This is a genomic window from Arthrobacter sp. 49Tsu3.1M3 (assembly GCF_900168135.1).
Taxonomy (GTDB): domain Bacteria; phylum Actinomycetota; class Actinomycetes; order Actinomycetales; family Micrococcaceae; genus Arthrobacter.
On record NZ_FUZD01000004.1, the window covers coordinates 19,845 to 45,429 of the forward strand.

Annotated in this window: 23 protein-coding genes; 10 read left to right on the plus strand and 13 right to left on the minus strand. The window is 68.6% G+C overall.

Translation table 11 applies throughout. The features are described from left to right. The first annotated feature begins 102 nt into the window (after positions 1-102). The 4 genes from B5X90_RS06700 to B5X90_RS06715 all read left to right on the plus strand — a co-directional run bounded on the left by B5X90_RS06700 (position 103) and on the right by B5X90_RS06715 (position 7,856). On the plus strand, positions 103-1,206 hold the full coding sequence (locus tag B5X90_RS06700; protein WP_079551256.1) for a fatty acid desaturase family protein: 1,104 nt from the start codon (positions 103-105) through the stop codon (positions 1,204-1,206). 164 nt (positions 1,207-1,370) lie between these two features. Continuing rightward, positions 1,371-2,336 (plus strand): quinone oxidoreductase family protein, encoded by a 966-nt coding sequence (locus B5X90_RS06705; RefSeq protein ID WP_079551258.1) that lies wholly within the window; start codon positions 1,371-1,373, stop codon positions 2,334-2,336. 113 nt (positions 2,337-2,449) lie between these two features. After that, positions 2,450-6,382 (plus strand): Pls/PosA family non-ribosomal peptide synthetase, encoded by a 3,933-nt coding sequence (locus tag B5X90_RS06710; RefSeq protein WP_079551695.1) that lies wholly within the window; start codon positions 2,450-2,452, stop codon positions 6,380-6,382. Between the two features lie 49 nt (positions 6,383-6,431). After that, positions 6,432-7,856: a M1 family metallopeptidase gene (locus tag B5X90_RS06715; protein WP_256860096.1), complete on the plus strand. Its 1,425-nt coding sequence runs from the start codon at positions 6,432-6,434 to the stop codon at positions 7,854-7,856. 139 nt (positions 7,857-7,995) lie between these two features. Here B5X90_RS06715 and B5X90_RS06720 read toward each other — a convergent pair whose 3' ends face one another. The 3 genes from B5X90_RS06720 to pheS are packed head-to-tail and all read right to left on the minus strand — an operon-like array spanning position 7,996 to position 12,412. Beyond that, positions 7,996-8,760 carry a 4'-phosphopantetheinyl transferase family protein gene (locus B5X90_RS06720; protein ID WP_079551260.1) on the minus strand — a complete coding sequence of 255 codons (765 nt, stop codon included), beginning with the start codon at positions 8,758-8,760 and terminating at the stop codon, positions 7,996-7,998. A 44-nt stretch (positions 8,761-8,804) separates the two neighbouring features. Next, the gene (gene pheT / locus B5X90_RS06725) at positions 8,805-11,348 is read right to left on the minus strand and encodes a phenylalanine--tRNA ligase subunit beta (protein WP_079551262.1); all 2,544 of its coding nucleotides are present in this window, start codon (positions 11,346-11,348) and stop codon (positions 8,805-8,807) included. A 2-nt stretch (positions 11,349-11,350) separates the two neighbouring features. Further along, entirely contained in the window at positions 11,351-12,412 is a 1,062-nt protein-coding gene (gene pheS / locus B5X90_RS06730) for a phenylalanine--tRNA ligase subunit alpha (RefSeq protein ID WP_079551264.1), read from the minus strand. Between the two features lie 252 nt (positions 12,413-12,664). On the opposite strand from pheS, the gene B5X90_RS06735 reads away from it, so the two are divergent. Together B5X90_RS06735 and B5X90_RS06740 are read left to right on the plus strand one after the other, a co-directional pair. After that, the gene (locus tag B5X90_RS06735; RefSeq protein ID WP_079551699.1) at positions 12,665-13,135 is read left to right on the plus strand and encodes a hypothetical protein; all 471 of its coding nucleotides are present in this window, start codon (positions 12,665-12,667) and stop codon (positions 13,133-13,135) included. 1 nt (position 13,136) lies between these two features. Continuing rightward, on the plus strand, positions 13,137-13,775 hold the full coding sequence (locus B5X90_RS06740) for an SIMPL domain-containing protein (protein ID WP_079551266.1): 639 nt from the start codon (positions 13,137-13,139) through the stop codon (positions 13,773-13,775). A gap of 85 nt (positions 13,776-13,860) precedes the next feature. On the opposite strand, the gene pcp is transcribed toward B5X90_RS06740, so the two are convergent. Both pcp and map read right to left on the minus strand, forming a co-directional pair. Next, complete coding sequence (gene pcp, locus B5X90_RS06745; protein ID WP_079551268.1) at positions 13,861-14,502, minus strand: pyroglutamyl-peptidase I; 642 nt, start codon at positions 14,500-14,502, stop codon at positions 13,861-13,863. Positions 14,503-14,614: 112 nt separating this feature from the next. Next, positions 14,615-15,397 carry a type I methionyl aminopeptidase gene (map, locus tag B5X90_RS06750; protein ID WP_079551270.1) on the minus strand — a complete coding sequence of 261 codons (783 nt, stop codon included), beginning with the start codon at positions 15,395-15,397 and terminating at the stop codon, positions 14,615-14,617. A gap of 63 nt (positions 15,398-15,460) precedes the next feature. On the opposite strand from map, the gene B5X90_RS06755 reads away from it, so the two are divergent. Together B5X90_RS06755 and B5X90_RS06760 are read left to right on the plus strand one after the other, a co-directional pair. After that, complete coding sequence (locus B5X90_RS06755; RefSeq protein WP_079551272.1) at positions 15,461-15,763, plus strand: helix-turn-helix domain-containing protein; 303 nt, start codon at positions 15,461-15,463, stop codon at positions 15,761-15,763. A gap of 104 nt (positions 15,764-15,867) precedes the next feature. Continuing rightward, positions 15,868-17,034, plus strand: coding sequence for an Rv2578c family radical SAM protein (locus B5X90_RS06760; RefSeq protein ID WP_079551275.1), 1,167 nt, complete (start codon positions 15,868-15,870; stop codon positions 17,032-17,034). A 91-nt stretch (positions 17,035-17,125) separates the two neighbouring features. Here B5X90_RS06760 and B5X90_RS06765 read toward each other — a convergent pair whose 3' ends face one another. From B5X90_RS06765 to B5X90_RS06780, 4 genes are all read right to left on the minus strand, one after another. Continuing rightward, positions 17,126-18,499, minus strand: a complete 1,374-nt coding sequence (locus B5X90_RS06765; protein WP_079551277.1) for an NAD(P)(+) transhydrogenase (Re/Si-specific) subunit beta — start codon at positions 18,497-18,499, stop codon at positions 17,126-17,128. Beyond that, positions 18,496-18,879 (minus strand): NAD(P) transhydrogenase subunit alpha, encoded by a 384-nt coding sequence (locus tag B5X90_RS06770; protein ID WP_079551279.1) that lies wholly within the window; start codon positions 18,877-18,879, stop codon positions 18,496-18,498. Before B5X90_RS06770 ends, B5X90_RS06765 begins: the two co-directional genes overlap by 4 nt. Then, positions 18,879-20,021 (minus strand): Re/Si-specific NAD(P)(+) transhydrogenase subunit alpha, encoded by a 1,143-nt coding sequence (locus tag B5X90_RS06775; protein WP_079551281.1) that lies wholly within the window; start codon positions 20,019-20,021, stop codon positions 18,879-18,881. Before B5X90_RS06775 ends, B5X90_RS06770 begins: the two co-directional genes overlap by 1 nt. A gap of 88 nt (positions 20,022-20,109) precedes the next feature. Further along, positions 20,110-20,574, minus strand: a complete 465-nt coding sequence (locus B5X90_RS06780) for a (deoxy)nucleoside triphosphate pyrophosphohydrolase (RefSeq protein ID WP_079551283.1) — start codon at positions 20,572-20,574, stop codon at positions 20,110-20,112. Positions 20,575-20,780: 206 nt separating this feature from the next. Here B5X90_RS06780 and B5X90_RS06785 point away from each other — a divergent pair, with 206 nt between their 5' ends. Then, positions 20,781-21,989 (plus strand): MFS transporter, encoded by a 1,209-nt coding sequence (locus B5X90_RS06785; RefSeq protein WP_079551285.1) that lies wholly within the window; start codon positions 20,781-20,783, stop codon positions 21,987-21,989. 215 nt (positions 21,990-22,204) lie between these two features. On the opposite strand, the gene B5X90_RS06790 is transcribed toward B5X90_RS06785, so the two are convergent. Beyond that, the gene (locus B5X90_RS06790) at positions 22,205-23,125 is read right to left on the minus strand and encodes a cation diffusion facilitator family transporter (protein WP_079551287.1); all 921 of its coding nucleotides are present in this window, start codon (positions 23,123-23,125) and stop codon (positions 22,205-22,207) included. 230 nt (positions 23,126-23,355) lie between these two features. Here B5X90_RS06790 and B5X90_RS06795 point away from each other — a divergent pair, with 230 nt between their 5' ends. After that, positions 23,356-23,625 carry a GlsB/YeaQ/YmgE family stress response membrane protein gene (locus tag B5X90_RS06795; protein WP_028277246.1) on the plus strand — a complete coding sequence of 90 codons (270 nt, stop codon included), beginning with the start codon at positions 23,356-23,358 and terminating at the stop codon, positions 23,623-23,625. Positions 23,626-23,775: 150 nt separating this feature from the next. Here B5X90_RS06795 and B5X90_RS06800 read toward each other — a convergent pair whose 3' ends face one another. The 3 genes from B5X90_RS06800 to rpmI all read right to left on the minus strand — a co-directional run bounded on the left by B5X90_RS06800 (position 23,776) and on the right by rpmI (position 25,525). Beyond that, positions 23,776-24,672 (minus strand): TrmH family RNA methyltransferase, encoded by an 897-nt coding sequence (locus B5X90_RS06800; protein WP_079551290.1) that lies wholly within the window; start codon positions 24,670-24,672, stop codon positions 23,776-23,778. Positions 24,673-24,737: 65 nt separating this feature from the next. Next, a complete protein-coding gene (gene rplT, locus B5X90_RS06805; protein WP_028277244.1) occupies positions 24,738-25,208 on the minus strand; it encodes a 50S ribosomal protein L20 in 471 nt (156 codons plus the stop codon). A 122-nt stretch (positions 25,209-25,330) separates the two neighbouring features. Continuing rightward, the gene (rpmI, locus tag B5X90_RS06810) at positions 25,331-25,525 is read right to left on the minus strand and encodes a 50S ribosomal protein L35 (RefSeq protein WP_003798720.1); all 195 of its coding nucleotides are present in this window, start codon (positions 25,523-25,525) and stop codon (positions 25,331-25,333) included. Between the last annotated feature and the right edge of the window lie 60 nt (positions 25,526-25,585).

Genomic DNA, 25,585 nt, shown 5'->3' on the forward strand with positions numbered 1-25,585 from the left:
GCGGAAACCCGGGGGCGTATGCTTGGTAAAGGGTGATCCAGACCGTGCCGCTGCGAATGTCAGCTGCAGCGTTGCCCGTAACCGTGACGAGGCAAGCGCCCTATGACCGCCACTTCCACCCTTACCGCCGAAACGCAGGCGCGGCCGCCATCGCGCGTCCGGCAGCCCAACGCCGTAGTCCTGAGCTACTCGGAACTCCTCAAGAGCGTCAAGACGGCCGGCCTCCTCGAACGGCGCGTCGGGTTCTACATCACGGTGTTCGCCAGCCTGGTGCTCCTGATGGCCGCCACCTGGTTCGGGTTCGCGCTGATCGGTGACAGCTGGTTCCAGCTCCTGATCGCCGCCGCCCTGGGCATCATCTGCACGCAGTTGAGCTTCCTGGCCCACGAGGCCGGGCACCGGCAGATCTTCGCGTCCCGCCGCGCCAACGACTGGGCAGCACGCCTGCTCGCCACCTCCGTGGCCGGGATCAGCTACTCCTGGTGGGAGCAGAAGCACGGCGCGCACCACAACCACCCGAACGTCATCTCCAAGGACCCGGACATCGCGCCCGGCCCCATCGCCTTCCACCCCGAAGCCGTAGCCGACCGCCAGGGACGCCTCGCGTTCCTGACCCGCAAGCAGGGCTGGTTCTTCTTCCCGCTCCTGTTCCTGGTGGGCCTGGGACTGCAGATCGACTCCGTGAAATTCATCGTCCGCCGGGCCAAGGTCACACACCGCTGGGTCGAAATCCCGATCCTCGCGGTCCGGCTCAGCCTCCTGCCGGTCCTCGCGTTCACCTTCCTGCCACTGGGCATGGCGTTCGCCTTCATCGGCGTCCAGCTGGCCGTGTTCGGCTTCTACATGGGCGCGTCCTTCGCGCCGAACCACAAGGGCATGCCGGTGCTGCCGGCAGACAGCCGGGTGGACTTCTTCAGCCGCCAGGTCCTGACTTCCCGGAACATCTCGGGCGGCCGCTTCATGGACATCCTGCTCGGCGGCCTCAACCGCCAGGCCGAACACCACCTCTTCCCGGACATGGCCCGCCCGCAGCTGCACCAGGCCGCCAAGATCGTCCGCGAGTACTGCGCCAAGCACCAGGTCCCGTACACGGAAACCACGCTGATGCAGTCGTACGCCATCATTGTCCGCTACCTCAACGACGTCGGACTCGCCGCGGGCCGCCACTTCGAATGCCCGATGGCAACGGTAACCCGCCGCTACTAAAGCTCGGACCGCCGGCGGCCGCGCAGGGGCCGCCGCCTCCGGGCGACGTCGGCCTTAACATCACGTGACGGCTGGTTACGGAAGGCCCCTTCATGGTTACCCCCGGTGTCCCTAGGATGGACCCAGGGACCGGGACAGAATTCCCCGCCCGGAAAAGGAGCCACATGATGCACGCAATCGTCGCCCGCCAGGCCGGCGGCCCCGAGGTCCTCGAACTCGACAAGACAGCCCGGCCCGTTCCCGGGCCCGGCCAGCTGCTGGTCAAGGTCGCGGCCGCGGGCGTGAACTTCATTGACACCTACAAGCGCAGCGGCGTCTACAAGGTCAGCTACCCCTTCACGCCAGGTTCCGAGGCCGCGGGCACCGTGGAGGAGGTCGGCGACGCCGTCACCGGGTTTGCTCCCGGTGACCGGGTGGCCACGGCCGAGGGCACTGACTGCTACGCCGGCTATGCACTCGTCGATGAGGACAAAGCCCTCCCGGTTCCCGACGGCCTTGATGATTTCACCGCCGCCGCGCTGCCGCTGCAGGGCGTGACGGCCCACTACCTGATCAACTCCACCTTCAAGGTCGAGTCCGGCCACACCGTGCTGCTCCACGCCGGCGCCGGCGGTGTGGGGCTCCTGATGATCCAGTTGCTCAAGGCCAGGGGCGCCAACGTCATCACCACCGTTTCGACCGATGCGAAAGAGCAGCTGGCCCGCGAGGCCGGCGCCGACCACGTGCTGCGCTACGACGGTTTCGCCGACCGGGTCCGGGATCTGACCAACGGCACCGGCGCGGATGTGGTGTACGACGGCGTCGGAAAAGACACTTTCGACGCCTCCCTGGCGTCCCTGCGCATCCGGGGAATGCTGGTCCTCTTCGGCGCAGCGTCTGGCCCGGTCCCGCCGTTGGACCCGCAGCGGCTCAACGCCGGCGGCTCGCTGTACCTCACGCGGCCCACCATGGGCCATTACCTGCGCGACGCCCGGGAACGCCGCTGGCGCTCCGACGAAGTCTTTGCCGCCGCGGCCGAGGGCAGCCTCAAGGTCAGGATCGGCGCACGCTACCCTCTCGGCGAGGCATCCCGTGCCCACGAGGACCTTGAACAGCGCCGCACCACCGGCAAAGTCATCCTCGTCCCCTAAGCTGCACGGTCCCCCAAGCCGCGCTGAAACACTATCCGTTCATCTCCTGCAGGGACAATGCGCCAGTGACCGAGCAACGACTGACCCCCAGTGAAGCCCCCGACGCCGGTGCGGTGCAGAGTCTTGCCGCTCCCCCTCTCACCGTCCACGAGCCCCAGCTGCCGGGTGCCCTTTCCGCCCCGCCGGAGCGGACGCTGATAGACATCATCCGGGATACTGCCGCCCGGTACCCGGACGCTTCGGCGCTCGACGACGGCCACCGTTCGCTCAGTTACGCCCAGCTCATGGACGAGGTCAGGGCCACCGCCCGGAAACTGCACCTCGCCGGGCTGGGTGCAGGCGACAAGATCGGCGTCCGGATCCCGTCCGGCACCAACGAACTCTACGTCTCGATCCTGGCGGTGCTGCTGGTCGGTGCGGCCTATGTCCCCGTGGACGCCGACGATCCCGATGAGCGGGCCAAGCTGGTCTTCGGGGAGGCGAGGGTGGCCGGCATCCTCCGCGCCGGCGGGAAGATCGTTACGGACAGCAACCACCCCCGCCCGTTCCCCGACGCGAGGCCGCCCGGCCCCGACGACGACGCGTGGGTCATTTTCACCTCCGGCTCCACCGGCACCCCCAAGGGCGTCGCGGTCCAGCACCGCTCGGCCGCCGCGTTCGTGGACGCCGAGGCCCGCATCTTCCTGCAGGCCGATCCGGTGGGCCCGCAGGACCGGGTGCTGGCCGGCCTGTCGGTTGCCTTCGATGCCTCCTGCGAGGAAATGTGGCTCGCGTGGCGCCACGGCGCCTGCCTGGTTCCGGCGCCCCGGGCGCTGGTGCGGACCGGCATGGACCTCGGCCCCTGGCTCATCAGCCACGGCATCACCGTGGTCTCCACCGTCCCTACACTCGCCGCTCTCTGGCCCGTCGAGTCACTGGAAAGTGTCCGGCTGCTGATCTTCGGCGGGGAGGCGTGCCCGCCCGACCTTGCCGAACGGCTCGCCATCGAAGGACGCGAAGTCTGGAACACCTACGGGCCCACCGAGGCCACCGTGGTCGCGTGCGCCGCGCAGCTCGGCGCCCCCGGCCCCGTCCGGATCGGCCTGCCGCTGGACGGCTGGGACCTCGCCGTCGTCGACACCGATTCGGTGCCCGTCGCTGAAGGCGCGGTGGGCGAACTCATCATCGGCGGCGTCGGGCTGGCCCGGTACCTTGACCCGGTCAAGGACGCGGAAAAATATGCCCCCATGCCGTCCCTGGGCTGGCCGCGCGCCTACCGCTCCGGCGACCTCGTCAGGTACGAAGCCGAAGGCCTCATTTTCCAGGGCCGCGCCGATGAGCAGGTCAAGCTCGGCGGCCGCCGGATTGAGCTCGGCGAAATCGACGCCGCCCTGCAGTCCCTGCCGGATATCGCCGGCGCCGCCGCCGCCGTGCAGACCACCGCGGCCGGCAACCAGATCCTGGTCGGCTACCTGGCCGCCGTCGCGGGCCGTGACATCGACCTCGCGGCCGCCCGCGAACTGCTGGGCGAACGCCTGCCCGCGCCCCTCATTCCGCTGCTGACGCTCGTCGATTCGCTGCCGACCAAGACCAGCGGCAAAGTGGACCGCCACGCCCTGCCCTGGCCACTCAGCGGAACCGGAGCGGCAGAGGCCGAAGGTGCCCCGCTGAACCTGCCGGAGGACGCGCAGTGGATCGTGGAGCAGTGGAGCGCCGTGCTGGGAAGCCCGGTCACCAGCCTCGATGCCGACTTCTTCGCCTACGGCGGCGGCTCGCTGGCCGCCGCACAGCTCGTGTCCGCCCTCCGCGTCCGCTATCCCACCATCACGGTGGCCGATATCTACGCGACACCCAGGGTGGGCGCCCTGGTGGACGAGGCCCGGCAGTCGCTGCCGGAGGGTGGCGCCGTCGCTGCCCCGGAGCGGACCGTCCGGCCCACCGCGCGGAAGTCGCAGGCCTTCCAGACGCTCCTGGGCATTCCCTTGCACATCCTGGTCGGCATGCGCTGGCTGACCTACCTGATGGCAGCCAACAACCTGCTGGCCGCCTTCGCCGGATTCAGCGCCGCGCCAACGATCTCATGGTGGTGGGTGGGCGCTTCCTGGCTGGTCTTCGTCAGTCCCGCCGGGCGGATGCTGCTCTCCGTTGCCGCGGCCCGCATCCTGCTGCGCAACGTGGTGCCTGGCACCTATCCCCGGTCCGGGCGGGTGCACCTCCGGCTCTGGCTCGCGGAACAGATCCAGGACCTGGCCGGCGCCATCAGCCTGGCCAGCGCGCCTTGGGTGCCCTACTACGCGAAAGCGCTCGGGGCGAAGATCGGCGAGAACGTCCAGCTGCACTCGCTGCCGCCCGTCACCGGGCTGCTGACCCTCGGCACAGGGTCCAACATCGAGCCCGAAGTCGATCTGTCCGGTTGGTGGATCGACGGCGACCGTGTCCACATCGGCGCCATCCGGATTGGCCCCGGCGCAAGCGTGGGGGCCCGCAGCACGCTGATGCCGGGAGCCACGGTGGGTGCCGGGGCGCAGGTGGAGCCGGGTTCCGCTGTGATCGGCAAGGTCAAGGCGGGCCAGCTCGTGGCCGGGTCGCCGGCCGAGCGCCGTGGCAAGGCCCGGCACTCGTGGCCGGACTCCCCGGACGAGCACCGGCTGATGGGCCGGCTGTGGTTCGCCGGTTTCGCCGCCGCCTCCGCCATGCTGGCGCTCATCCCCTACGTCTCCGCCGCCGTCGCGGCCTTGGTGATCTTCGCGTTCATCCAGGGCAGCCCCTCCCTGCCCGCGGCGCTGCCCGGCATAGCGCTCTCGATCCCGCTGGCGGCGCTGGCATGGTTCCTGACCAACCTGCTGCTGATCCTGGCCACGACGAGGCTCCTCAGCGTCGGCCTCGCTGAAGGCTACTACCGGGTCCGGAGCCGGATCGGGTGGCAGGTCTGGGCGACCGAGCGGGTACTGGATCTGGCCCGTGATCTGCTGTTCCCGATCTACGCCAGCCTCTTTACGCCGGTCTGGCTGCGGCTTCTCGGTGCGAAGGTCGGCCGCAACGTGGAGGCCTCGACAGTGCTGCTGATCCCGCGCATGACCACCGTGGGCGAAGGCGCGTTCCTGGCCGACGACACGATGGTGGCGTCCTACGAACTCGACGGCGGCTGGATGCACATAGCCCCGGCCAAGATCGGCAAGCGGTCTTTCCTGGGCAACTCGGGCATGACGGCGGCCGGGCGCAGCGTGCCCAAGAACTCCCTCGTGGCCGTCTTGTCCGCGACGCCGGCCAAGGCGAAGTCCGGCACCTCATGGCTCGGCAGCCCGCCTGTGCGGCTGCGGCGCACCGCCATCGCCTCCGACGACACGCGGACCTACCAGCCGCCCCAGAGGCTGAAGGTCGCGCGCGCCCTGTGGGAGCTGTGCCGGTTCGTCCCGGTCATGCTGACAGTCGTTATCGCCGTCGGCGTCATGCTCGCGTTCGACGCGATGGCGGCCCTGTTCAACTACGGAATCGCCGCTCTCCTGAGCGGGGTGGTGATCCTGCTCGCCGGGGCCACGGCCGCGGGCAGTGCCGTCGTGGCCAAGTGGCTGCTGGTGGGCCGAATCCGTCCCGGCGAGCACCCGCTGTGGAGCTCCTTCATTTGGCGGAACGAGGTAGTGGACACATTCATTGAGATGGTCAGCGCCCCGTGGTTCGCGCGCGCTGCCACGGGGACACCAGCGCTGGTGTGGTGGCTGCGGGCTCTCGGTGCGAAAATCGGTGCCGGTACCTGGTGCGAAAGCTACTGGCTGCCGGAGGCGGACCTCGTCACCCTCGGCAGGAATTCGACCGTCAACCGCGGGTGCGTGGTCCAGACCCATCTGTTCCATGACCGTGTCATGAGCATCGACACTGTTACGCTCGATGACGGAGCCACCATGGGCCCGCACGGCGTCATCCTGCCGCAGGCCAGGATTGGCAGCGGCGGCACGGTGGGGCCGGCGTCCCTCGTCATGCGGGGCGAAACCGTCCCTGCCGGGACGTACTGGATGGGCAATCCGGTCAGCCCCTGGGACGGGCCGGCACCGCCCGCCGGGCCCCGTTAGGCCCGGCGCCTGCGCACGTCCACCAGCACCACAACCGAAGGTCCGTCCATTGAGCACCAGCGCACCAAGCAGCAGCGGCGCCGCCGCCCGCGGGGAGATCAGCGGGGAAATCAGCCGCGAAATCAGCCGGGCCACCAGCCCGGAAGCCGGCGCCCCGGACCCCTACATGCCCGGCCACGGGACCAATGCCTACCGCGTCACCCGGTATGAACTCGATCTGGACTACCGGGTCAGCAGCAACCGCCTTGCCGGGCACGCCGTCCTGCACGCCATCACGCAGCTCCCGACGTCGGCGATCGTCCTGGACCTGGCCGGCTTGCGGGCCACGAAGATCCAGCTCAACGGGCGCAGGGTACGCCGGTTCACCCAGCGGGCCGAGCAGCTCGTCGTCTACCCCGACAACCCGCTGCTCGCCACCGAGGCCTTCACGCTGGACATCCGCTACGAGGGCTACCCCGCACCGCGCCGCGGTGTGTGGGGCGAAGTGGGCTGGGAAGAGCTCTCCGATGGCGTGCTGGTCGCCGGGCAGCCCAACGGCGCAGCCTCCTGGTTTCCGTGCAATGACCACCCGCGGGATAAAGCGACTTACCTCATCACCGTTACCACCGACGCGAACTACCGGGCCGTGTGCAACGGCGTGCTGCTCTCCCGCACCAGCAGGGCCAGCCGCGAGACCTGGGTCTTCGAGCAGGCCGAACCCATGGCCACCTACCTGGCCACGGTCCAGATCGGCCGCTACGAGCTCCTGACGCTCAATGCCGACCGGCCCTCAGGGCACGTTCCGCAGTATGTGGCCGTGCCGGCGTCGCTGCAGGCGGGCGCCCGGGCCGCCCTGGCACGCCAGCCCGACATGATGCGGACCTTCACCAGCTGTTTTGGTCCGTACCCCTTCCCGGAGTACACGGTGGTGGTCACCGACGACGTCCTGGAAATCCCGCTGGAAGCGCAGACACTGTCCATCCTGGGGCCCAACCATCTGCGGCAGGACTGGGAATCACAGCGGATGATCGCCCACGAACTCGCCCACCAGTGGTTCGGGAATTCCCTGACCACGGCGACCTGGAAGGACATCTGGCTGCACGAGGGCTTTGCCTGCTACGCGGAATGGATCTGGTCTGAAGAGGCCGGCATCATGTCGGCGGCGGCCCGCGCCCGCGCCGCCTGGCGCAAGCTCGCCGCTGCCCCGCAGGACCTGATGGTGGGCGACCCCGGCCCGGAACTGATGTTTGATGACCGGGTCTACAAACGCGGCGCCCTGGCCCTGCACGCCCTGCGGGTACGTTGCGGCGACCTGGCGTTCTTCGCCCTGCTGCACGACTGGACGGACCGTTTCCGCCACGGCACCGTGACCACCGCCGACTTCATCGTCGCGGCCGCCCACACGACAGGCCTGGACGCAGAGGCCCTGTTGCACCCCTGGCTGTTCGCCGACGCCCTGCCGCCGCTCCCGCAGGCAACGCCGCCCAAGATCTGAGGGCAGAGTTCCGGTGGCAAACTGCCGGCGGCACAATGCCGAGGGCAAATTGCCGACGTCGGCCGGCCGACGGCAGATTGCCGACGGCGGCCGGAACCTGACGCAGCGGCCGGCTGCAAAAAAGTCGGAGCCGGCAGGTTTATGGAAGGCCCGCCAGGGCGACGGCGGCCACGAGATCAGCGGGCAGGCCTGTCTCTGCCGGCGGCAGGTCCCGGAGCCCTGAGCGGCCGTTCACTGTCGGCGCCAGCACGTCCAGGGTGTCCGGTGCCGTCTGCAGCCCGGTGCCCAGCATTTTGAGCCAGGCCTCCTTGCGCGCCCACAGGCGCGCCCTGCCCTGCAGCATCGCGATGCCGGCCAGTCCGGCGAGGTGCCGTTGTTCCGCCGGGGTCAACACGACGTCGTCGAACCCGTCGAAGTCCGCCCGGGCCGGATCCTCGACGTCGATGCCCAGATGCTCGCCGGGGTCCGGGTCCACGACCCCGGCCAGTAGCGTCCAGCCGGCCGCACGGGACAGACTCAGCAGCAGCGGCGCCGCCTGGCCCCGGAGCAGGTAGCCGGGCCGGCCGTGTGAGATGTCTGTGCCGGTGCCGCACCGTGGGCAGCTGTACCAGGCGGTGAGATCCGATGCCGGAACGCCGAGCAGGCCGGCGGCGAACCGGCGCTGCGCGAGCCGCCCGTACAGGAAGTCCTCCCGGGTCCGCGGGGTCATGGCCCGGGCCCGGAGGAGCTCGGCCCCGTCCAGCAGGGAGCGCGAGTCGCGTTCCAGCTCCGGTTCCGGGTACAGGTCTGATGCCGCGGCCACCGGTGCCCCCAGGTCCCTGGGAACACCGGGGTCGCCGGGAACACCGGGGTCGCCGGGAACGCGAAAGGGCGGGCAGGCACGCACAACAAGGTGTGATGCCATGACCCGCCCCTTTCAGCTAATCTGCGCTGTCACCGGCGCAGTTCTCAGCGCTGCACCGCTCCGAATCGTTCGTGGGCGGCGGCCACGGCACCTTCACGGGCCTCCGAGGCCTCGTCCGCGGTCAGCGTGCGGTCGTCGGCGCGGAAGCGCAGGCTGAACGCCAGCGACTTCTTGCCTTCCTCGATGCCCTTGCCCGCGTAGACGTCGAACAACGCGACGTCCTCGAGCAGTTCGCCGGCGCCTTCACGCAGTGCAGCCAGCACCTCCCCCGCCGGGACATCCTGCGCCACCACCAGGGCCACGTCCTGCGTGGCCACCGGGTACGTCGAGATGTGCCGGGCCACGATCACGTCGGCGGCGGCCTCGAAGAGGGCGTCGGCGTTCAGTTCCAGCGCCACGGAACGGGCCGGCATGTCGTGCGCCGCCAGCAGCTTCGGGTGCAGCTCGCCGGCGTAGCCCACCACTTCGCCGGTGCGCAGTTCAAGCTGCGCGGCCCGGCCCGGGTGGAAGGCCTGATGCCGGCCCTGCGTGACCAGGAGCTCGACGCCGAGCACGTCGCCGGCGATCCGGGCGATGTCCACCGCGTCCGCCCAGTCCCAGGCCCGCGGGGCGTGGCCCGGGGCGGCGGGAGAGTCGTGACCGGTGAGCACGGCGCCCAGGTGCAGCGGCTGGTCCGGGACGCCGTCGTACAGGGCATCGAGCACATCGTCGCCGGGCTTGACGCCAAGCGGCGGAATCGCGGAGGTGCCCAGCTTCTCGCCCGGCAGGAACACGAGCCCGGCCTCGAAGAGGGCGAGGTCGCGGAAGCCTCGGGAGTGGTTGCGCTTGGCCACCTCGATCAGGCCCGGCAGGACGGAGGTCCGCAGGAAGCCGTGCTCCTCGCTGATCGGGTTGGCCAGCTTGAGGGCCTTGCGCGCCGCACCCTCGGCGGGGACGCCAAAGGTGTCATTGGCGGCCTTCGAGACGAACGGATACGCCAGCACCTCGGTGAGCCCGGCGTCGGCGAGGGCCTGGATCAGGCGGCGGCGCTGCTGCTGGACGCGGGTCAGGCCACGGCCCGGAGGCGCCACCGGCAGGGTCGCCGGGATCTTGTCATAGCCAACCAGCCGGGCGATTTCCTCGGTGAGGTCGTCCTTGGTCTCGAGGTCCTGGCGCCAGCTCGGGGCGGTCACCGTGTAGCCGTTGCCGGACTTGGCAACGACGGCGCCGAGGTCCTCGAGCGAGGTCAGGATCTGTTCCTCGGTGAAGTCGATCCCGATCCGGGCTGCCGCGTACTCTGCCGGCAGCTCGATGGTGACGGCGTCCGGCGCGGTCCCGACGTCGGTCCCGGCCTCGTCGGCCGTTCCGCCGGCGAGTTCGACCAGCAGGTCCACCACACGCTGGGCGGCCACATCGGCCACCTGCCAGTCCACGCCGCGTTCGAAGCGCTTGGACGCCTCGGACGGCAGCTTGTGCCGGCGGCGGGCGCGGGCGATCGAAACCTCGTCGAAATGCGCGGCCTCGACCAGGACGTTCGTGGTGGTGTCCGAGACTTCGGTGTGGGCACCGCCCATGACACCGGCGATTCCGATGGGCCCGGATTCGTCCGTGATCAGCAGATCCTCGACGTCGAGCGTGCGCTCCTTGTCGTCCAGGGTGGTGATCTTCTCCCCCGCCGTGGCCCGCCGGACCACGATGTCGCCGGCCAGCTTGTCCAGGTCATAGCAGTGGTTCGGCTGCCCGAGCTCGAGCATGACGTAGTTGGAGATGTCCACCGGAAGGGAGATGGACCGGATGCCGGCGAGCCGGAGACGGGAGGTCATCCACGGCGGGGTGGGCCGGGTGGCGTCCACACCGCGCACGGTACGGGCCACGAAACGGTCGCAGCCGGGCTTGCCGTAGATGGGGGCGTCGTCGTTGAGCTTGACGCCGTAGCCGCCGGAGAGCGACTGCGGAACCTGGACCTTGGATACGGGGTCCGTGAAGACGGTGCCGGTGGCGTGCGCGTATTCGCGGGCCGCGCCGCGGATGGAGAACGCATACCCCCGGTCTGGTGTCACATTGATCTCGGCCGCCTGGTCGTAGAGGCCCAGCAGCTCCATGGCGTCGGTGCCGATTTCCGGATCCAGCCCGATCCGGGACAGCACCAGGATGCCGTCGTGGTCCTCGCCGATGCCGAGTTCCCGCACGGACGCGATCATGCCGGCGGAGAGGTGTCCGTAGGTTTTCCGCGCGGAGATGTGGAAGTCTCCCGGCAGCACGGCACCCGGGAGGGTGACCACCACTTTGTCGCCCTCAACGAAGTTGTGGGCGCCGCAGATGATGCCCTGGACGCCGGAGGGGTCGATGCCGTCGCCGGTGAGCGTCTGCGGCTGGCCCTCGGGGACAACGCGGACCTGGCACCAGTTGATGGTCTTGCCGTTGGTCTGGGGTTCCTTGACGATGCTGAGCACCTGGCCCACCACGATGGGCCCCCGGAGGGCGTCCGTGGGGCGGTGGACTGCTTCCTCTTCAAAGCCGACCTTGACGAGTTCGGCCATGACGTCTTCGGCCGATGCTCCGGCCGGTACCTGCGCGAATTCGCGCAGCCAGGAAAGTGGGATACGCACTGTTAGATCTCCATCCCGAAGTGCTCGCTGAAACGTACGTCGCCTTCAATCATGTCGCGCATGTCGCCAACCTCGTTGCGGAACATGAGGGTGCGTTCGATGCCCATGCCGAAGGCAAAGCCTGAATAGATGTCCGGGTCGATGCCTGCGGCGCGCAGGACGTTGGCGTTGACCATGCCGCAGCCGCCCCACTCGATCCAGCTGGGGCCGCCCTTGGCGCCCGGGTGCCAGATGTCGAGCTCGGCGGACGGCTCGGTGAACGGGAAATAGTTGGGGCGCAGCCGGATCTGGGCTTCCGCGCCGAACATCTGGCGTGCGAAGTGCTCCAGTGTGCCGCGGAGGTCCGCCATGCTCAGCTTCTTGTCGATGGCCAGGCCCTCGAACTGGTGGAACACCGGGGTGTGCGTCGCGTCGAGCTCGTCCGTACGGAACACCTTGCCCGGGCACAGCACGTAGATGGGCAGCTCCCGTTCCAGCATGGAGCGGACCTGCACCGGCGAAGTGTGCGTGCGCATGAGCAGGTGGGCCTCGGGCGGCTCGACGAAGAACGTGTCCTGCATGTCGCGGGCGGGGTGGTCCGGCTTGAAGTTCAGGGCATCGAAGTTGAACCATTCGGACTCGACCTCGGGTCCCTCGGCGATTTCCCAGCCCATGCCGACAAAGATGTCCGCCACGCGGTCCTGCAGCGTGGACAGCGGGTGGCGTGCACCGGCCTTGCGCCGGCGCGGCGCTGCCGTGACATCCACGGTCTCTTCGACGAGGATCCGCGCGTCGTTTTCGGCCTCGAGCGCGACCGTGCGGTCCGCGAGCGCCTTGTTGACCCGTCCCCTCGAGGCACCCATGAGCTTGCCGGCGGCGGCCTTCTGGTCCTTGGGCAGCGCGCCGATCTCACGGTTGGCGAGGCTCAGGGCGGACTTCTCGCCCGTGTGCGCGAGGCGCACGGCCTTAAGTTCATCGAGGGTCGCGGCGGCGGCGATGGCGGCAACGGCCTGGTCTACGGCGGCGGTAATGGCGGCTTCATCCAGAGGATTCGGGACGGCTGCGCCCGGCAAAGTTTCAGTCATCTACTGTTCTTAGCTACGAGTCGGATCATGCCAACAGCGTGCGCCGGGCACAGGGCGCGGCGCAGGTTGTCGGCAAGGCTTGTGGTCACTGTCCCCAGTCTAGTAGACGGCCGTCGGCGGCATGGCACGGCAGCCCCGCACGTGGCGCCGCGGTGCCGGCTGCTCCTGGGCACGCCGACGCCGGGATCCCACGGCACGGGACATCCCGGCGGGCCCCTGACTGCCGGGCGCACCCCCGGCTACCATGGCCTCATGACGCCCGGACAACGGCTTCGCCAGATCGCCAACCTGCTCAACGGCTCCACCCTGCTGGGCCTGCTGCTGGCAGCCTGTGCGCGGACAACCGTCAGCTCCGGTCCGCGCGGATTGCTGATCGCGGGCCGGTACCGCTGGCCGTTGCCGTTTGCTGCGGCCTTCACGGTGGGCAACGTGATCCTCTTCCGCGCCGGACCGGAATCCGCCCGCACCAATCCAGTGCTGCTGGGCCACGAAGAGCGCCACAGCACCCAATACGCCTGGTGCCTCGGGCTGCCCTTCCTTCCGCTGTACTTCATAGCCGCCGGCTGGTCCCTCTGGCGCACGGGCAACCCGGGCAGCGCCAACATCTTCGAGCGCCACGCCGGCCTGGAAGCAGGCGGCTACCCCCGGCCCGGCATGCCCGGGACCAGACCAAGCACGCACCGCAGATTGGGCGTGCCCGCCCCCGAACGTTACGAGGCCTGACATGACAGACAGCCCCCGCAGCATCTCCGTTGCAGGAACCGGCACCGCCGAAGCGGTGCCGGACCTGCTGACCGTGTCGATAGGCGTGGAATGCCGCCGCGATACCGTGGCCGAGGCCTACACCGAGGCGGGAACACGGTCAGCCGCCATCACGTCGGAGCTCCGGCAACACGGGGTGGACGACGCGGACTTGTCCACGTCCGGGCTGAACGTCCGGGCCGAGCTGAACTGGCAGGATGGCCGGGGCCAGACCGTAACCGGCTATCTGGCCTCCAGCACGCTCACCGTCAGGATCCGCGAGTTGTCCGCGTCCTCGCAGATCCTTGCCGCGGCGGTTGCCGCCGGCGGCGACGCCGTCCGGCTGAACGGGCTGACCCTCGGCTTCGCCGACTCCTCGGCCGTGGAGGCCCGGGCCCGGGAGGCCGCCTGGCAGGACGCCCGCACCACCGCCGAGCATTACGCCTCCCTCGCGGGAACCGGGCTGGGCAGGGTCCTGTCCCTCACCCAGCACACCGGTTTCCAGGCGCCGATCCCCGTGGCGAAGATGCAGCGGGAGGTGGCGGTCGCCTCACTCACCGTCGAGGCCGGCGAGTCGGGCGTCACCGCCACGATCGGCGTCGTCTGGGAACTGCTGGACTGATTGTCCAGTAATTGTGGGAGTAGTTGTTTCGCGTCGCCGACGGCGGCCGCCTCCGGTTCGGGCGCGGCCGGATGACCCGCTGGAGCTAGTGGGTTGCGCCCGCAGGGAGCTTGAGATCCGCCGTCGTCGCCAGCGCAGTGCGCACGACGACGGCGAGCGCCGACGCCATCTGGGCGGCCGGCAGCGATGGGGCGCTGCTCCCGGCCGGAAGCTGGGTGTCCTCGTAGGGGACGTGGACAAAGCCTCCCCTGGTGCCCGGACGTAGCCGCAGGGCGTGCATGAGCGCGTAGAAGACATGGTTGCAGACATAGGTCCCGGCACTCTGGGATACTTCGGCCGGGATCTGCTCTGCGCTCAACGCCGCGAGCGCCGCCTTGACGGGCAGCGACGTGAAATAGGCTGCCGGTCCGCCCTGAACCACGGGTTCGTCCACAGGCTGGTTGCCGGCATTGTCCGGAATCCGGGCGTCGTCACAATTAATGGCTACCCGTTCCAGCGAGATGCGCGCCCTTCCGCCGGCCTGGCCGGCGCACAGCACAAGCTCCGGCGTGAAACGCTCGAGGGCCTCCGCCAGCACCTTGGCCGACTCGCCGAAGACGCAGGGCAATTCCACCGCCTCGACATCCAGCCCTTCGGATTGGAGCAGCCGTGCCGCCGAGCGGGCCGCTGCCCACGACGGGTTGGCCGTAGCGCCGCCAAATGGCTCGAACCCGGTCAGGAGAATCATGGCCCCAGCCTAGCAACGCGCTCCCACTGCCGCGGCAAGGCGGCACCCCGCGGCACCCTCAACCCTGGCCCGTCCACGCTTGGCCCCCAGGGCAGGTGCCGCTCCGGCCGCCTCACGCGTGCGTCCGCGTCGGCAGGGTGAGGATTTCGGCCCCGTCGCTGGTGATGGCGATCGTGTGCTCACTATGTGCTGTCCGGCAGCCGGTCGCGCTCCGGAGCGTCCACCCGTCGGCGTCGGTGATGAGCTCAGCGGTGTCGGCCATGACCCATGGCTCCAGTGCGAGCAGCAGCCCGGGGCGCAGCTTGAAGCCCCGGCCCGGCCGTCCGGCGTTGGGAACGTGCGGGTCCTGGTGCATGGTCGATCCGATGCCATGGCCCCCGAACTCGGTGTTGATCGGGTACCCCGCCTCTGCAAGGACTGAGCCGATGGCGTGGGAGATGTCGCCGATCCGGGCGCCGGGCCGGGCAGCGGCTATCCCTGCGCCCAGCGCGCGCTCCGTCGCGCTGATCATCGCGACGCTTTCCGGGGGCTTTGAGTCTCCCACGATGAAGCTGATGGCGGAGTCCGCGGCGACTCCTCGCTTGGAGACGGCGAGGTCGAGTGTCACCAGGTCGCCATCGGCCAGCGTGTAGTCGCGTGGCAGCCCGTGGAGCACGGCGTCGTTGACTGCCGTGCAGATGTAGTGTCCGAACGGCCCGCGGCCGAAGGATGGCTCGTAATCGACGTAACAGGACTGCGCACCAGCCTCGGCGATCAGGGCCCGCGCCCAACGGTCGAGGTCCAGGAGGTTCGTGCCGACCGTGCTGCGGCTCTTCAGCGTCTGCAGGATGTCAGCGACAAGGGCGCCAGTCTCTTTTGCCCGGGCCACTTCGGTGGGATTCAGGATCTCGATCATGCGGCGCCTTTCTCACGTTTCCAATAACTATACCGGTCATATTATCCCGGTATAATCGAGGCCATGGTCAGGTTGCCGCTCACATTCGCAGAGATCGAGCGCGGACAGCGCCTCGGCGCCCTGTTGCGCCGCGCCAGGGGGAAGCGCTCGATGCTCGACATCGCGCTCGATGCACAGGTCTCACCGGAGACACTGCGGAAGATCGAGACGGGCCGCGTAGCGACCCCCGCCTTCCCGACCATCGCCGCCATCGCCGATGTCCTCGGACTCTCCCTCGATGCGGTGTGGGCCGAGGTCAACCAGACTAAACGCGGCACTGAACCGACCGGCCCTGATCACAACGCCCGTGAGTGGCTGGCTTCGTAAGCCCCCATCCCCGCAGCTGCGCAGGCCGCCCCAGGCTGCAACCGGCGGCCTCATGGCCCGTCAGCATCCTTGACATTTAGTCGAACATACATTCGAATGTAGGCATGAGATGGGACGCACAGGCACTTGAGCGCGGCGATTCCCCGGCCGCCGTTTCCACCGCTTCGCCCACGGCTGCCCTGCTGCCGCTGGCCGGACTCGTGCGGACGGTCTCCACACCGGAGTTTGCCGGGATCACCTTCCATGAGGTCGCCGCCAAATCGGTGCTCAACAAGGTGGTCGCCGGTTCCCGGATGCCGTTCGACTGGACCATCAACCCCTACCGCGGCTGCAGCCATGCGTGCGTCTACTGCTTTGCCCGGAAGAGCCACACCTACCTCGACTTCGACGCCGGCCTGGACTTTGACAGCCAGGTGGTGGTCAAGATCAACGCCGCCGAAGTCCTGCGCAAGGAACTGGCCAAGTCCTCCTGGCGGCACGAGCACGTGGCCCTTGGCACCAACACCGACCCCTACCAGCGCGCCGAGGGCCGCTACCAGCTCATGCCCGGCATCATTGGCGCCCTGGCCGATTCCGGCACTCCGCTGTCCATCCTCACCAAAGGCACGCTCCTGGCCCGGGACATCCCGCTCCTCAAGCATGCGGCGGCTCAGGTGCCGGTCGGGGTGGGCATTTCGCTGGCCATGACCAACGAGCAGCTGTCCGAGGCCGTGGAGCCGGGCACGCCTGGGCCACGGGCCCGGCTGAAGCTTATCTCCCGCCTGCGGGAAGCGGGCCTGCCGTGCGGTGTCATGGCCATGCCCATCCTGCCGTGGCTCTCCGACAGTGATGAGGCCCTCGATTCCCTCTTCGGGGCCCTCGCGGTGGCCGGTGCCACAGGGGTCACGGCCGGCGCGCTGTACCTGAAGCCGGGCACGCGTGAATGGTTCATGCAGTGGATCGCCCGGGAACATCCGCAATTGGCGGGCAAGTACCGCCGCCTGTACGGCAGCGGGTCATACGCATCCAAGGAATACCGGGCGTGGCTGGCAGGGCGGGTCCGGTATTTCAAGGACCTGCACGGCTTCTCCGGATCGCAGGGCTTCAGCCACCGGGACCTTGACGGGGGCAGCGACCATGACAACGCCCGGGAGGAAGAAGCCCAGTACCCGGCCGGGAGCATCCCGGACACCGCCCGGCACGCAAGCCCACGCCACTCGGGCGCTGCCGATTCCGGCGCCAATTCTTCCGGCGCCATCCATTCCGCCACCGCCCAGCCCACACTGTTCTGAAGTCCGCTCCACCTCAAGCACACGGAGCCATCAGCACCCCCTGCGCAGTGAGCTGGGCGGAAAGCGCCCTGAGCCGCCTGGCGCAGGATGCCTAGAGCGCCTTGACCGCGCCGAGCACCCTGGCCAGCGAATCCTTGGCGTCCCCGAACAGGAGGGTGGTCTTGGGATCGTGCAGGAGCTCGTTCTCGATGCCGGCAAATCCCGGCCGCATCGACCGCTTCAGGAACACGACCTGCTGGGCCTGCACCACTTCCAGGATCGGCATCCCGTAAATCGGCGAACCCGGGGAGGACTTGGCCGCCGGGTTGACGACGTCATTGGCCCCGACTACTAGAACGATGTCCGTGGTCGCGAATTCGGGATTGACTTCCGCGAGCTCGCGCAGTGACTCGTACGGCACGTTGGCCTCGGCCAGCAGCACGTTCATGTGGCCCGGCATGCGCCCCGCGACGGGGTGGATGGCGAACACGACGTCCACGCCGCGGGCGCCCAGTGCCGCGGCAAGCTCCGCCACAGTGTGCTGGCCCTGGGCCACGGCGAGCCCATAACCGGGAACGATCACCACCCGCTGGGCGTAGCCGAGCTGGACGGCAATGTCCTCCGGGGACGAGGAACGCACTGGCCGGTCGCTTAGGGCGGTGGAACCCGCCGTCGAGCCGCCCTTGAACGCCCCGAACATGATTCCGCCGACCCCGCGCCCCATGGCCGAGGCCATGACCTTGGTCAGGATGGTGCCGCTCGCGCCCACGAGGGTCCCGGCGACCAGCAGCAGGACATTGCCCAGGACCACGCCGGACGCTGCCACGGCCAGCCCCGTGAAGGCATTCAGTAGGGAGATCACGATTGGCACGTCCGCCCCGCCCACGGGCAGCACCAGGAGCAGCCCGGCGGCGAGGCCCAGGCCCAGCAGTGCGAGCGACCAGCCCAGCGACCCGGTCAGGACCACCAGAGCTCCTGAGGTGACCGCCCCCAGCAGGACGGCCCCCATCACCCAGGGCATCCCGGGGAACAACAGCGGCCGGGTGCTGATGAGCTCCTGCAGCTTGCCCACGGTCACCGCGGAGCCGGCGAAGGACACCGCGCCCACGAGCATGGTGAAGACCACGGCCAGGCGGACCCAGGGATCCTCCTGGTGGCCAAGTTCCAGTACGGCGACGAGCGCCGCGGCCCCGCCTCCGACGCCGTTGAAGAGCGCCACGAGTTGGGGCATCTGGGTCATCTGCACCCGCCGTGCCACGGGGAAGGCAATCGCGGAGCCCACGGCGATGGCCGCGAGGATGAGCGGAACGTTTTCCAGCCGCGCCGAGAAGAAGACGGTGACGACGGCGAGGAGCGCCCCGGCGGCGCCGATGGCGTTGCCGCGGCGGGCCGTTCGTGGCGAGCTGAGGCCCTTGAGCGCCAGGATGAAGCAGACGGCGGCCACAAGGTAGAGCAGGGCTGTCCATTCGGGGCTCAGGAGGCTCATTTGGACTCCCCCGCCGCGCCGGCGGAGCTCCCCTCTCCGGGGTGTCCTTCGCCCGCGGTTCCGCCGGCCTTGGCGGCGCCGGTTGAGGCGGGGATGCGTGTCCGCTTGTGGGCGCTGAACATCTCCAGCATCCGGTCTGTGACCACAAAGCCGCCCACCAGGTTTAGGGTGGCCAGGACGACGGCCAGGAGCGCGATGCCGAGTATCCACGGGTCACTGGCCTGACCGGCCACGATGATGGCGCCGACCAGGATGATGCCGTGGATGGCGTTGGCGCCGGACATGAGCGGTGTGTGCAGTTTGCTGGTGACCTTGGAGACGACTTCGAAGCCGACGAACACCGCGAGTACCACCACGGTCAGCAACGCGACGGGGCCCATCACGCCTCCCTTTCCAATGCTTCCGCGGTAGGGGCGTGCCGCACCGTGCCGCCATGGGTCAGGCACGTTCCGGCGACCACGTCGTCGTCGAAGTCCGGTGCCACCAAGCCGCAGTCGGTCATGAGCGCGAGGAAGTTGCTGACGTTCCGGGCGAAAAGCCGGGACGCGTCCGAGGGCATGGCGGATGCCGCGTCCTGCAAACCCACGAGCGTGACCGATCCGCCGTCGACCGGCACCTGCACGTCCTGGCCGGCGATCACGCCTTCGACGTTGCCTCCGGACTCCGCGGCGAGGTCGACGACGACGGACCCTGCCCGCATGCCGGCCACCATGGCGGTGGTCACCAGCAAGGGAGCGGGGCGGCCGGGAATGGCGGCCGTCGTGATCAGGACGTCCGCCGCCGCTACATGGGGGGCCAGGAGGCTGCGCTGGCGTTGCGCCCGGTCCTCACCGAGGGCACGGGCGTAGCCTCCGGTTCCGTCTGCCGCCACATCGATGTCCAGGTTGATGAAAGTGCCGCCCATCGAGGCGACTTCCTCGGCGGAGGCGGCCCGGATGTCATTGGCCGAGACCCGGGCGCCGAGCCGCTTCGCCGTGCCGATCGCCTGCAGCCCGGCGACACCGGCCCCCAGGACCAGCACCCTCGCCGGCGGGATGGTGCCGGCGGCGGTCATGTAGAGCGGGAAGAACCGCGGGTAGCGGACGGCGGCTTCCAGCACGGCGCGGTAGCCCGTGACCAGGGACTGGGAGCTGAGCGCGTCCATGGACTGCGCCCGGGAGATCCGCGGAAGCAGTTCCAGGGCGAACGAGGTGATCCCGGCCGCGGCGAGTGTCCGGACGGTCGGCAGTTCCGAGGACGGCGACGCCAGCCCGATAGTGACCGTGCCGGGCCGCAGCCTGGCCGCGGCCTCCGGGGTGAGCGGGCGGACATGCAGCAGGACGTCCAGGGCCTCGAACGGGAGCTCGGAGATCACCGTCGCGCCGGCCTCCTTGAAGGCGGCGTCGGCGAAGCCTGCTTCGGTGCCGGCACCGCTCTCGACCAGGAGATGGAGCCCGAGGGCTGTCAGCTGACGGGCCGTCTCCGGTGTGGCCGCGACGCGGCGTTCCCCGGCTCGCTGCTCTCGTCCAACACCGACTTGCACGGGCCACTCCTCTCGGTTGGGATCAGAGTAGGCACATGCCTGACGGTTTGGCGAGAGGCGGGCTCCCGAAGCGCGGCGGCGAGTCCGGTCAGCGGCCCAGGCCCGCTTCCACTCCGCGCGGCCCGGTGGCCTGCACTGCCGCCAGGAGGGCCTCGACGATGGGGAGGTCCGCCGGGATCCACGGCAGGTCCAGAACCCCAGCCGGATTGCGGAGGTCGAGCCAGCGCAGTTCGTCGTGGTCCTCCAACGGCCGGGGTTCCCCCTGCGCGAGCTCCGCGAACCAGACCCTCATCGCCGCCTTCGCGTTGAGCGGCCAGCCCGCGGCGGTTTCCGCGGGCAGCTCCGCACCGAGCCGCACCAGCACGCCCAGTTCTTCCCGGAGCTCGCGGCGCAGGGCGTCCTCGGCGGCCTCGCCGGGCTCGACCTTTCCGCCCGGGAACTCCCACATTCCGGCAAACTGCGGCGGCGCCGTGCGCCGCGCCACAAGGAGCATGCCCGGGTCGGCCAGGGAGTCCACTACTGCGCCGCCAACGACGCCTATGAGTCCAGTCACGCCCTCAAGTCTAAGGCGGGCGAAAGGTCCGGCGCCCGGGGGCCGGAGCCGGGGCCGGAGTCGACGCCGGCCCGGGTAGGGGACAATGGTGGAGGCGGCCGCCACGACACCTACCGGAATATTCGGCGCCCCCTCCCGGTTCTTAAAAGCATATTTATCTGTCCGATCCATCCGGTCTCTCCCGGAAAATCACTCCGAAAAGACGAATGACAACCACCACACACGCCCCGGCGCCGTCCAAGACCGGCACCCGTCACGTCGCCCTGGCAATCATTGCCCTCGCGATGGGCGGCTTTGGCATCGGCACCACGGAATTCACCATGATGGGCCTGCTCAAGGAGATCGAACAGGGCCTGAACATCAGCACGCCCGAGGCAGGTCACCTGATTTCGGCCTACGCCCTCGGCGTCGTGATCGGCGCGCCGGTGCTGGCCGCGGTCGGAGCCAAACTCCCGCGGAAGTATCTGGCCCTCGGGCTCATGCTCTTCTTCAGCATCGCCAACCTCAGTTCCTTCCTCGCCCCGGACTACGGCTCAATGCTGCTGTCCCGGTTCGCCGCAGGACTCCCCCACGGCGCCTTCTTCGGGGTCGCGGCCGTGATTGCCGCCTCCCTGGTGGCGCCGACCAAGCGGGGTTGGGCCATTTCGATGGTCATGGCCGGGCTGACGGTGTCCAACGTCATTGGCGTCCCCTTCGCCACATGGCTGGGCCAGAACTACGGGTGGCGGCTGCTGTTCCTGCTGGTGGGCCTGATCGGCATCATTACGCTCTTCATGCTGTGGAAGTTCGTCCCGTTCCAGAAACCGCACGCGGATGCCAGCTTCCGCCGGGAGCTCGGCGCGCTCAAGCGGCTGCAGGTGTGGCTTGCCATCCTGGTCGGTATCGTCGGCTTCGGCGGGTTCTTCGCGACATACACCTACATTGCGCACACCATGACCTCCGTCGCCGGCCTCCCGGCGGCCTGGCTGCCGCTGGTCGTGGCGCTGTACGGCGTGGGCATGGTGGTGGGCAACATCGTCGGCGGCCGGATCGCTGACAAGTCCGTCATGGGCACGATTTACTGGGTGCTGCCCGGCACGGCGGTGGCCCTCGTGGTTTATGCCGTGGGCGTCCACTGGGCCTGGTCCGCGCTGGTCATGGTGTTCGTCGTTGGCGCCGCCGGGTCCATGCTCGTTCCCGCCCTGCAGACCAGGCTGCTGGATGCGTCCCCTGATGCACCGTCGCTGGCATCCTCGCTGAACCATGCTGCGCTCAACGTAGCCAACGCCCTCGGTGCCTTCCTGGGCGGCCTGGTGATCGCCTGGGGCTGGGGCTACGTCGCCCCCGCGCTCGTGGGCGCCGTCCTGGCCGTGCTGGGTCTCGGGGTCGCCGCCTTCAGCGGCGCCGTGGAACGCAAGCGGCCGCTGGCCTCCTAGCCACCCCCGCCGCCACGGCAGAACCGCCCCGCCAGAACAGCCCCAGCCAACGGCAGCGGCCGAGGCCGAGGCCGCAGCGTGCAAAATGCTCCAAAAAACAGCAGTCCGGTCCAGTGATGCACTGGACCGGACTGCTGTTTTGTTGAAGGGCTGCCGTTCCATCTGGCGGCTGCCGTTCTCCCTATGGGCTCTGTGCTACCTATGGGCCGCGCGGCTCAGGGGGCGCTGACGCGCTGCACGTCCGGCTCCAGGTAGATGACCCGGGCAATCGGGACGGCTTCGCGGACCCGAACCTCCGCGTCATCAATTGCCTTGGCAATGTCCTGGCCCGAGTCCGAGCGGCCGATGCTGATCTTGGCCGCCACCAGCAGCTCCTCAGGGCCAAGGTGCATGGTCTTGAGGTGAATGATGCTCGTGCCGCCGGCCTCGATCGCGCTGCGGATCTTGGCGACGTCATCGCGGGTGGCCGACTCGCCCAGCAGCAGGGACTTGGTTTCCATGGCCAGGACCACGGCGATCGCCACGAGCAGCAGACCGATCATCGCGGTGCCGAGGGCGTCCCAGATGCCGTTCCCGGTCAGGAGCGTCAGGCCCACGCCGAAGAGCGCGAACACCAGGCCCACGAGGGCACCGAAATCCTCGAGCAGGATGACCGGGAGTTCCGGCTGCTTGGCGTTGCGGATGAATTTAACCCAGCTTTGCTTCCCGCGGAGCGGGTTGGATTCGATGATCGCTGTCCGGAACGAGAAGGACTCGGCAATGATCGCGCCGATCAGGACGGCCAGCGGCACCCACCAGAAGTCACCCTCGATGGCGTGCGGGTGCTGGATTTTTCCCCAGGCCTCGTACAGTGCGAACAGGCCGCCGACGCTGAAAAGCACAATCGAAACGATGAAGGCGTAGATGTAACGCTCGCGGCCGTAGCCGAAGGGGTGCTCGGGGCTCGCTTCCCGCTTCGCGCGTTTGCCGCCGAGCAGGAGCAGCAGCTGGTTGCCGGAGTCTGCGAGGGAGTGAATCGCCTCGGCCAGCATGGACGAGGACAGCGTCAGAAAGTAGGCGACGAACTTCAAAACGGCGATGGTCAGGTTTGCGGCCAGCGCCGCTAGAATCGCCTTGGTACCGCCATTTGCAGCCACGTGAGCTTCTCCTTATGGGGTTCTTCCGGGGTGTACGCGAACACCGGAAGAACCCAGCGCCCACAAGGAATACCGTACCGGTTTCCGGGCCGGCGCCGAACCGCGGCAGGGACCAACGCTGCCACGTAACGATTGAGCAGTCCCCTGCTGACAAGCAATCCGCCCTATGTTAGCTTGAAGCCATATTCGGAATTCACAATTTGGATGCCGAAAAATATGTAGGAGGAGACATGGGCTTTCTTGGCTGGATCATTCTCGGACTCATAGTGGGTGCAATCGTCAAGGCACTCTTGCCCGGCAGGGTCGGTGGCGGCTGGGTTACCAGCCTCGTGCTCGGCGTCGTTGGCGCAATTGTTGGCGGCTGGATCGGGGACCTGCTGTTCGGCGGCGGCAAGATGGAATTCTGGAATCTCGGTTCCTGGCTCCTGGCCATCGTCGGTGGCCTCGCGGCCGCGCTCATCTACGGCGCCATCACAGGGCGCAACAAGACCACCACCTAATTCTTCAAAGCACTGGCCGCACACTTTGTGTGGGGGGCGGCAGTGACAGCACGACGGCGGGGCTCACCATTCGGTGGGCCCCGCCGTTCGTTTGGCCTGCTTTTTTCGGGCAGGAATTCCTGCCGGACCCGCCGGTTTCCTGCTGGGCATCTAGGGGGTTTGCTGGGAGCGGGCGCTGGCGTACAGGCAGACGGTGGCTGCGGTGCCGAGGTTCAGGCTTTCCGCTTCCCCATACACCGGCACGGCCACCCGGTGGTCGGCAAGCGCAATCTCGTCCTCGGACAGGCCTTGGGCCTCGTTGCCGAAGAGCCAGGCGGTCGGCTGTTCCAGGGCATAAACCGATTCGGCGGCGGAGGCCCCCAGGCGGCGGGCCGCGTTCTCGTCCTGGAGGCGGTCCAGGTCCAGCTGTCCCTTGCCGTCCGCGGCCAGCACGCCGACGCCACGCTCCCGGCAGCGGGCCACGACTTCCTCGACCTCCGCGCCGAGTACAACCGGCAGATGGAACAGGGAACCCGCCGTCGACCGGACGGCCTTGGGGTTGTAGATGTCCACGCTCGAGCCGGTCAGGATGACAGCGTCGGCGCCGGCGGCGTCGGCCGCCCGCAACACGGTGCCGGCGTTGCCGGGGTCACGGACCTGGCACAGGACGGCAATCAGCCGCGGGCCGGCGTCGAGCACGTGCTCCAGGCTGACGTCCAGGAAGCCGCAGACGGCGACGATGCCCTGTGGGGTGACGGTGTCAGCCATCGCAGCGATCACTTCGTCGGTTGCAAGGTGCGCGTGGGTTCCCTCGGCCAGCTGCTCCAGCTCCGGGTGGCGGTCCAGGCAGGCCTCGGTGGCGTACACCGCATAGACGATGCCGGGCTCCCCCGCGGCGATCCTCTTCCGGTGCAGGACCAAGGCCTCACGGACCGCCTGCGGGCCTTCGGCCAGGAACTCGCGACGCTTTAAACGGGCCGGGCGCCCGGCAAGCTGTGCCACCTTCCTCATCCGATCAGCTCGGGGGTTGGAGAGTGGAAAGTCTTGCGGGCGCCCGGTTTCGTTCATATAAGAACCTTAGTGGCTATTGCCGCCGGCTCTTGAACGAGGCAGTCTTTCAACTGCCGGAGGAACTACTTTGCAGCCTCGTCGGCGGCCTTCTTGGCAGCAGGCTTCTTCGCGGGAGCCTTCTTGGCAGCCTTGGGAGCCGGGGCAGCCTCAGCCTGGACGGCCGGAGCGGACGTGTCGGCAGGCAGCGAGTCCTTGGCGACCTTGACCAGCGCGGCGAAGGCGTTGGCGTCGGAAACGGCCAGCTCGGCCAGCATGCGGCGGTCAACCTCAACCTCAGCGGCCTTCAGGCCCTGGATCAGGCGGTTGTAGGTCAGGCCGTTGGCGCGGGATGCAGCGTTGATGCGCTGGATCCAAAGGCGGCGGAAGTCGCCCTTCTTCTTCTTGCGGTCACCGTAGCTGTATACAAACGAGTGCAGCAGCTGCTCTTTTGCCTTGCGGTACAGGCGTGAACGCTGTCCGCGGTAACCCTTTGCGCGTTCGAGGATAACCCGGCGCTTCTTGTGGGCGTTAACCGCCCTCTTCACACGTGCCACGTGCGTACTCCTTAGAAAATTTCTGATCCCAAGCGTCTACTGCCGGAACGGTCCGGCTGGCCTGAGAAGCCTTTTTGGTAGTTGACTGCTGCCAGGTGGCGAACAGTCAGAGAACTTGGAACTTAGATGCCGAGCATCTTCCGGATGACCTTGGCGTCGCCCTTGAAGACGATCTTGTCGCCGGCAAGGCGACGGGTCAGCCGGGAGGACTTGTGCTCGAGGTAGTGGCGGCGGTTGGCCTGCTGGCGGCGCAGCTTGCCGGTACCGGTCAGCTTGAAGCGCTTCTTAGCACCGCTGTGGGTCTTCATCTTCGGCATGGGAACCGATCTCCTTACGTATCCGCAGAAAAGTCTGCAGCTCTTTCGTGCAGCCACCCC

Bases quoted from the DNA above. Each gene is read 5' to 3' on its own strand.
- B5X90_RS06700 (WP_079551256.1), top strand. From the start codon at position 103: ATGACCGCCACTTCCACCCTTACCGCCGAAACGCAGGCGCGGCCGCCA.
- B5X90_RS06705 (WP_079551258.1), top strand. From the start codon at position 1,371: ATGATGCACGCAATCGTCGCCCGCCAGGCCGGCGGCCCCGAGGTCCTC.
- B5X90_RS06720 (WP_079551260.1), bottom strand. From the start codon at position 8,760: ATGGCATCACACCTTGTTGTGCGTGCCTGCCCGCCCTTTCGCGTTCCC.
- pheS (WP_079551264.1), bottom strand. From the start codon at position 12,412: ATGACTGAAACTTTGCCGGGCGCAGCCGTCCCGAATCCTCTGGATGAA.
- B5X90_RS06735 (WP_079551699.1), top strand. From the start codon at position 12,665: ATGACGCCCGGACAACGGCTTCGCCAGATCGCCAACCTGCTCAACGGC.
- B5X90_RS06740 (WP_079551266.1), top strand. From the start codon at position 13,137: ATGACAGACAGCCCCCGCAGCATCTCCGTTGCAGGAACCGGCACCGCC.
- pcp (WP_079551268.1), bottom strand. From the start codon at position 14,502: ATGATTCTCCTGACCGGGTTCGAGCCATTTGGCGGCGCTACGGCCAAC.
- map (WP_079551270.1), bottom strand. From the start codon at position 15,397: ATGATCGAGATCCTGAATCCCACCGAAGTGGCCCGGGCAAAAGAGACT.
- B5X90_RS06755 (WP_079551272.1), top strand. From the start codon at position 15,461: ATGGTCAGGTTGCCGCTCACATTCGCAGAGATCGAGCGCGGACAGCGC.
- B5X90_RS06760 (WP_079551275.1), top strand. From the start codon at position 15,868: ATGAGATGGGACGCACAGGCACTTGAGCGCGGCGATTCCCCGGCCGCC.
- B5X90_RS06765 (WP_079551277.1), bottom strand. From the start codon at position 18,499: ATGAGCCTCCTGAGCCCCGAATGGACAGCCCTGCTCTACCTTGTGGCC.
- B5X90_RS06770 (WP_079551279.1), bottom strand. From the start codon at position 18,879: ATGGGCCCCGTCGCGTTGCTGACCGTGGTGGTACTCGCGGTGTTCGTC.
- B5X90_RS06785 (WP_079551285.1), top strand. From the start codon at position 20,781: ATGACAACCACCACACACGCCCCGGCGCCGTCCAAGACCGGCACCCGT.
- B5X90_RS06795 (WP_028277246.1), top strand. From the start codon at position 23,356: ATGGGCTTTCTTGGCTGGATCATTCTCGGACTCATAGTGGGTGCAATC.
- B5X90_RS06800 (WP_079551290.1), bottom strand. From the start codon at position 24,672: ATGAACGAAACCGGGCGCCCGCAAGACTTTCCACTCTCCAACCCCCGA.
- rpmI (WP_003798720.1), bottom strand. From the start codon at position 25,525: ATGCCGAAGATGAAGACCCACAGCGGTGCTAAGAAGCGCTTCAAGCTG.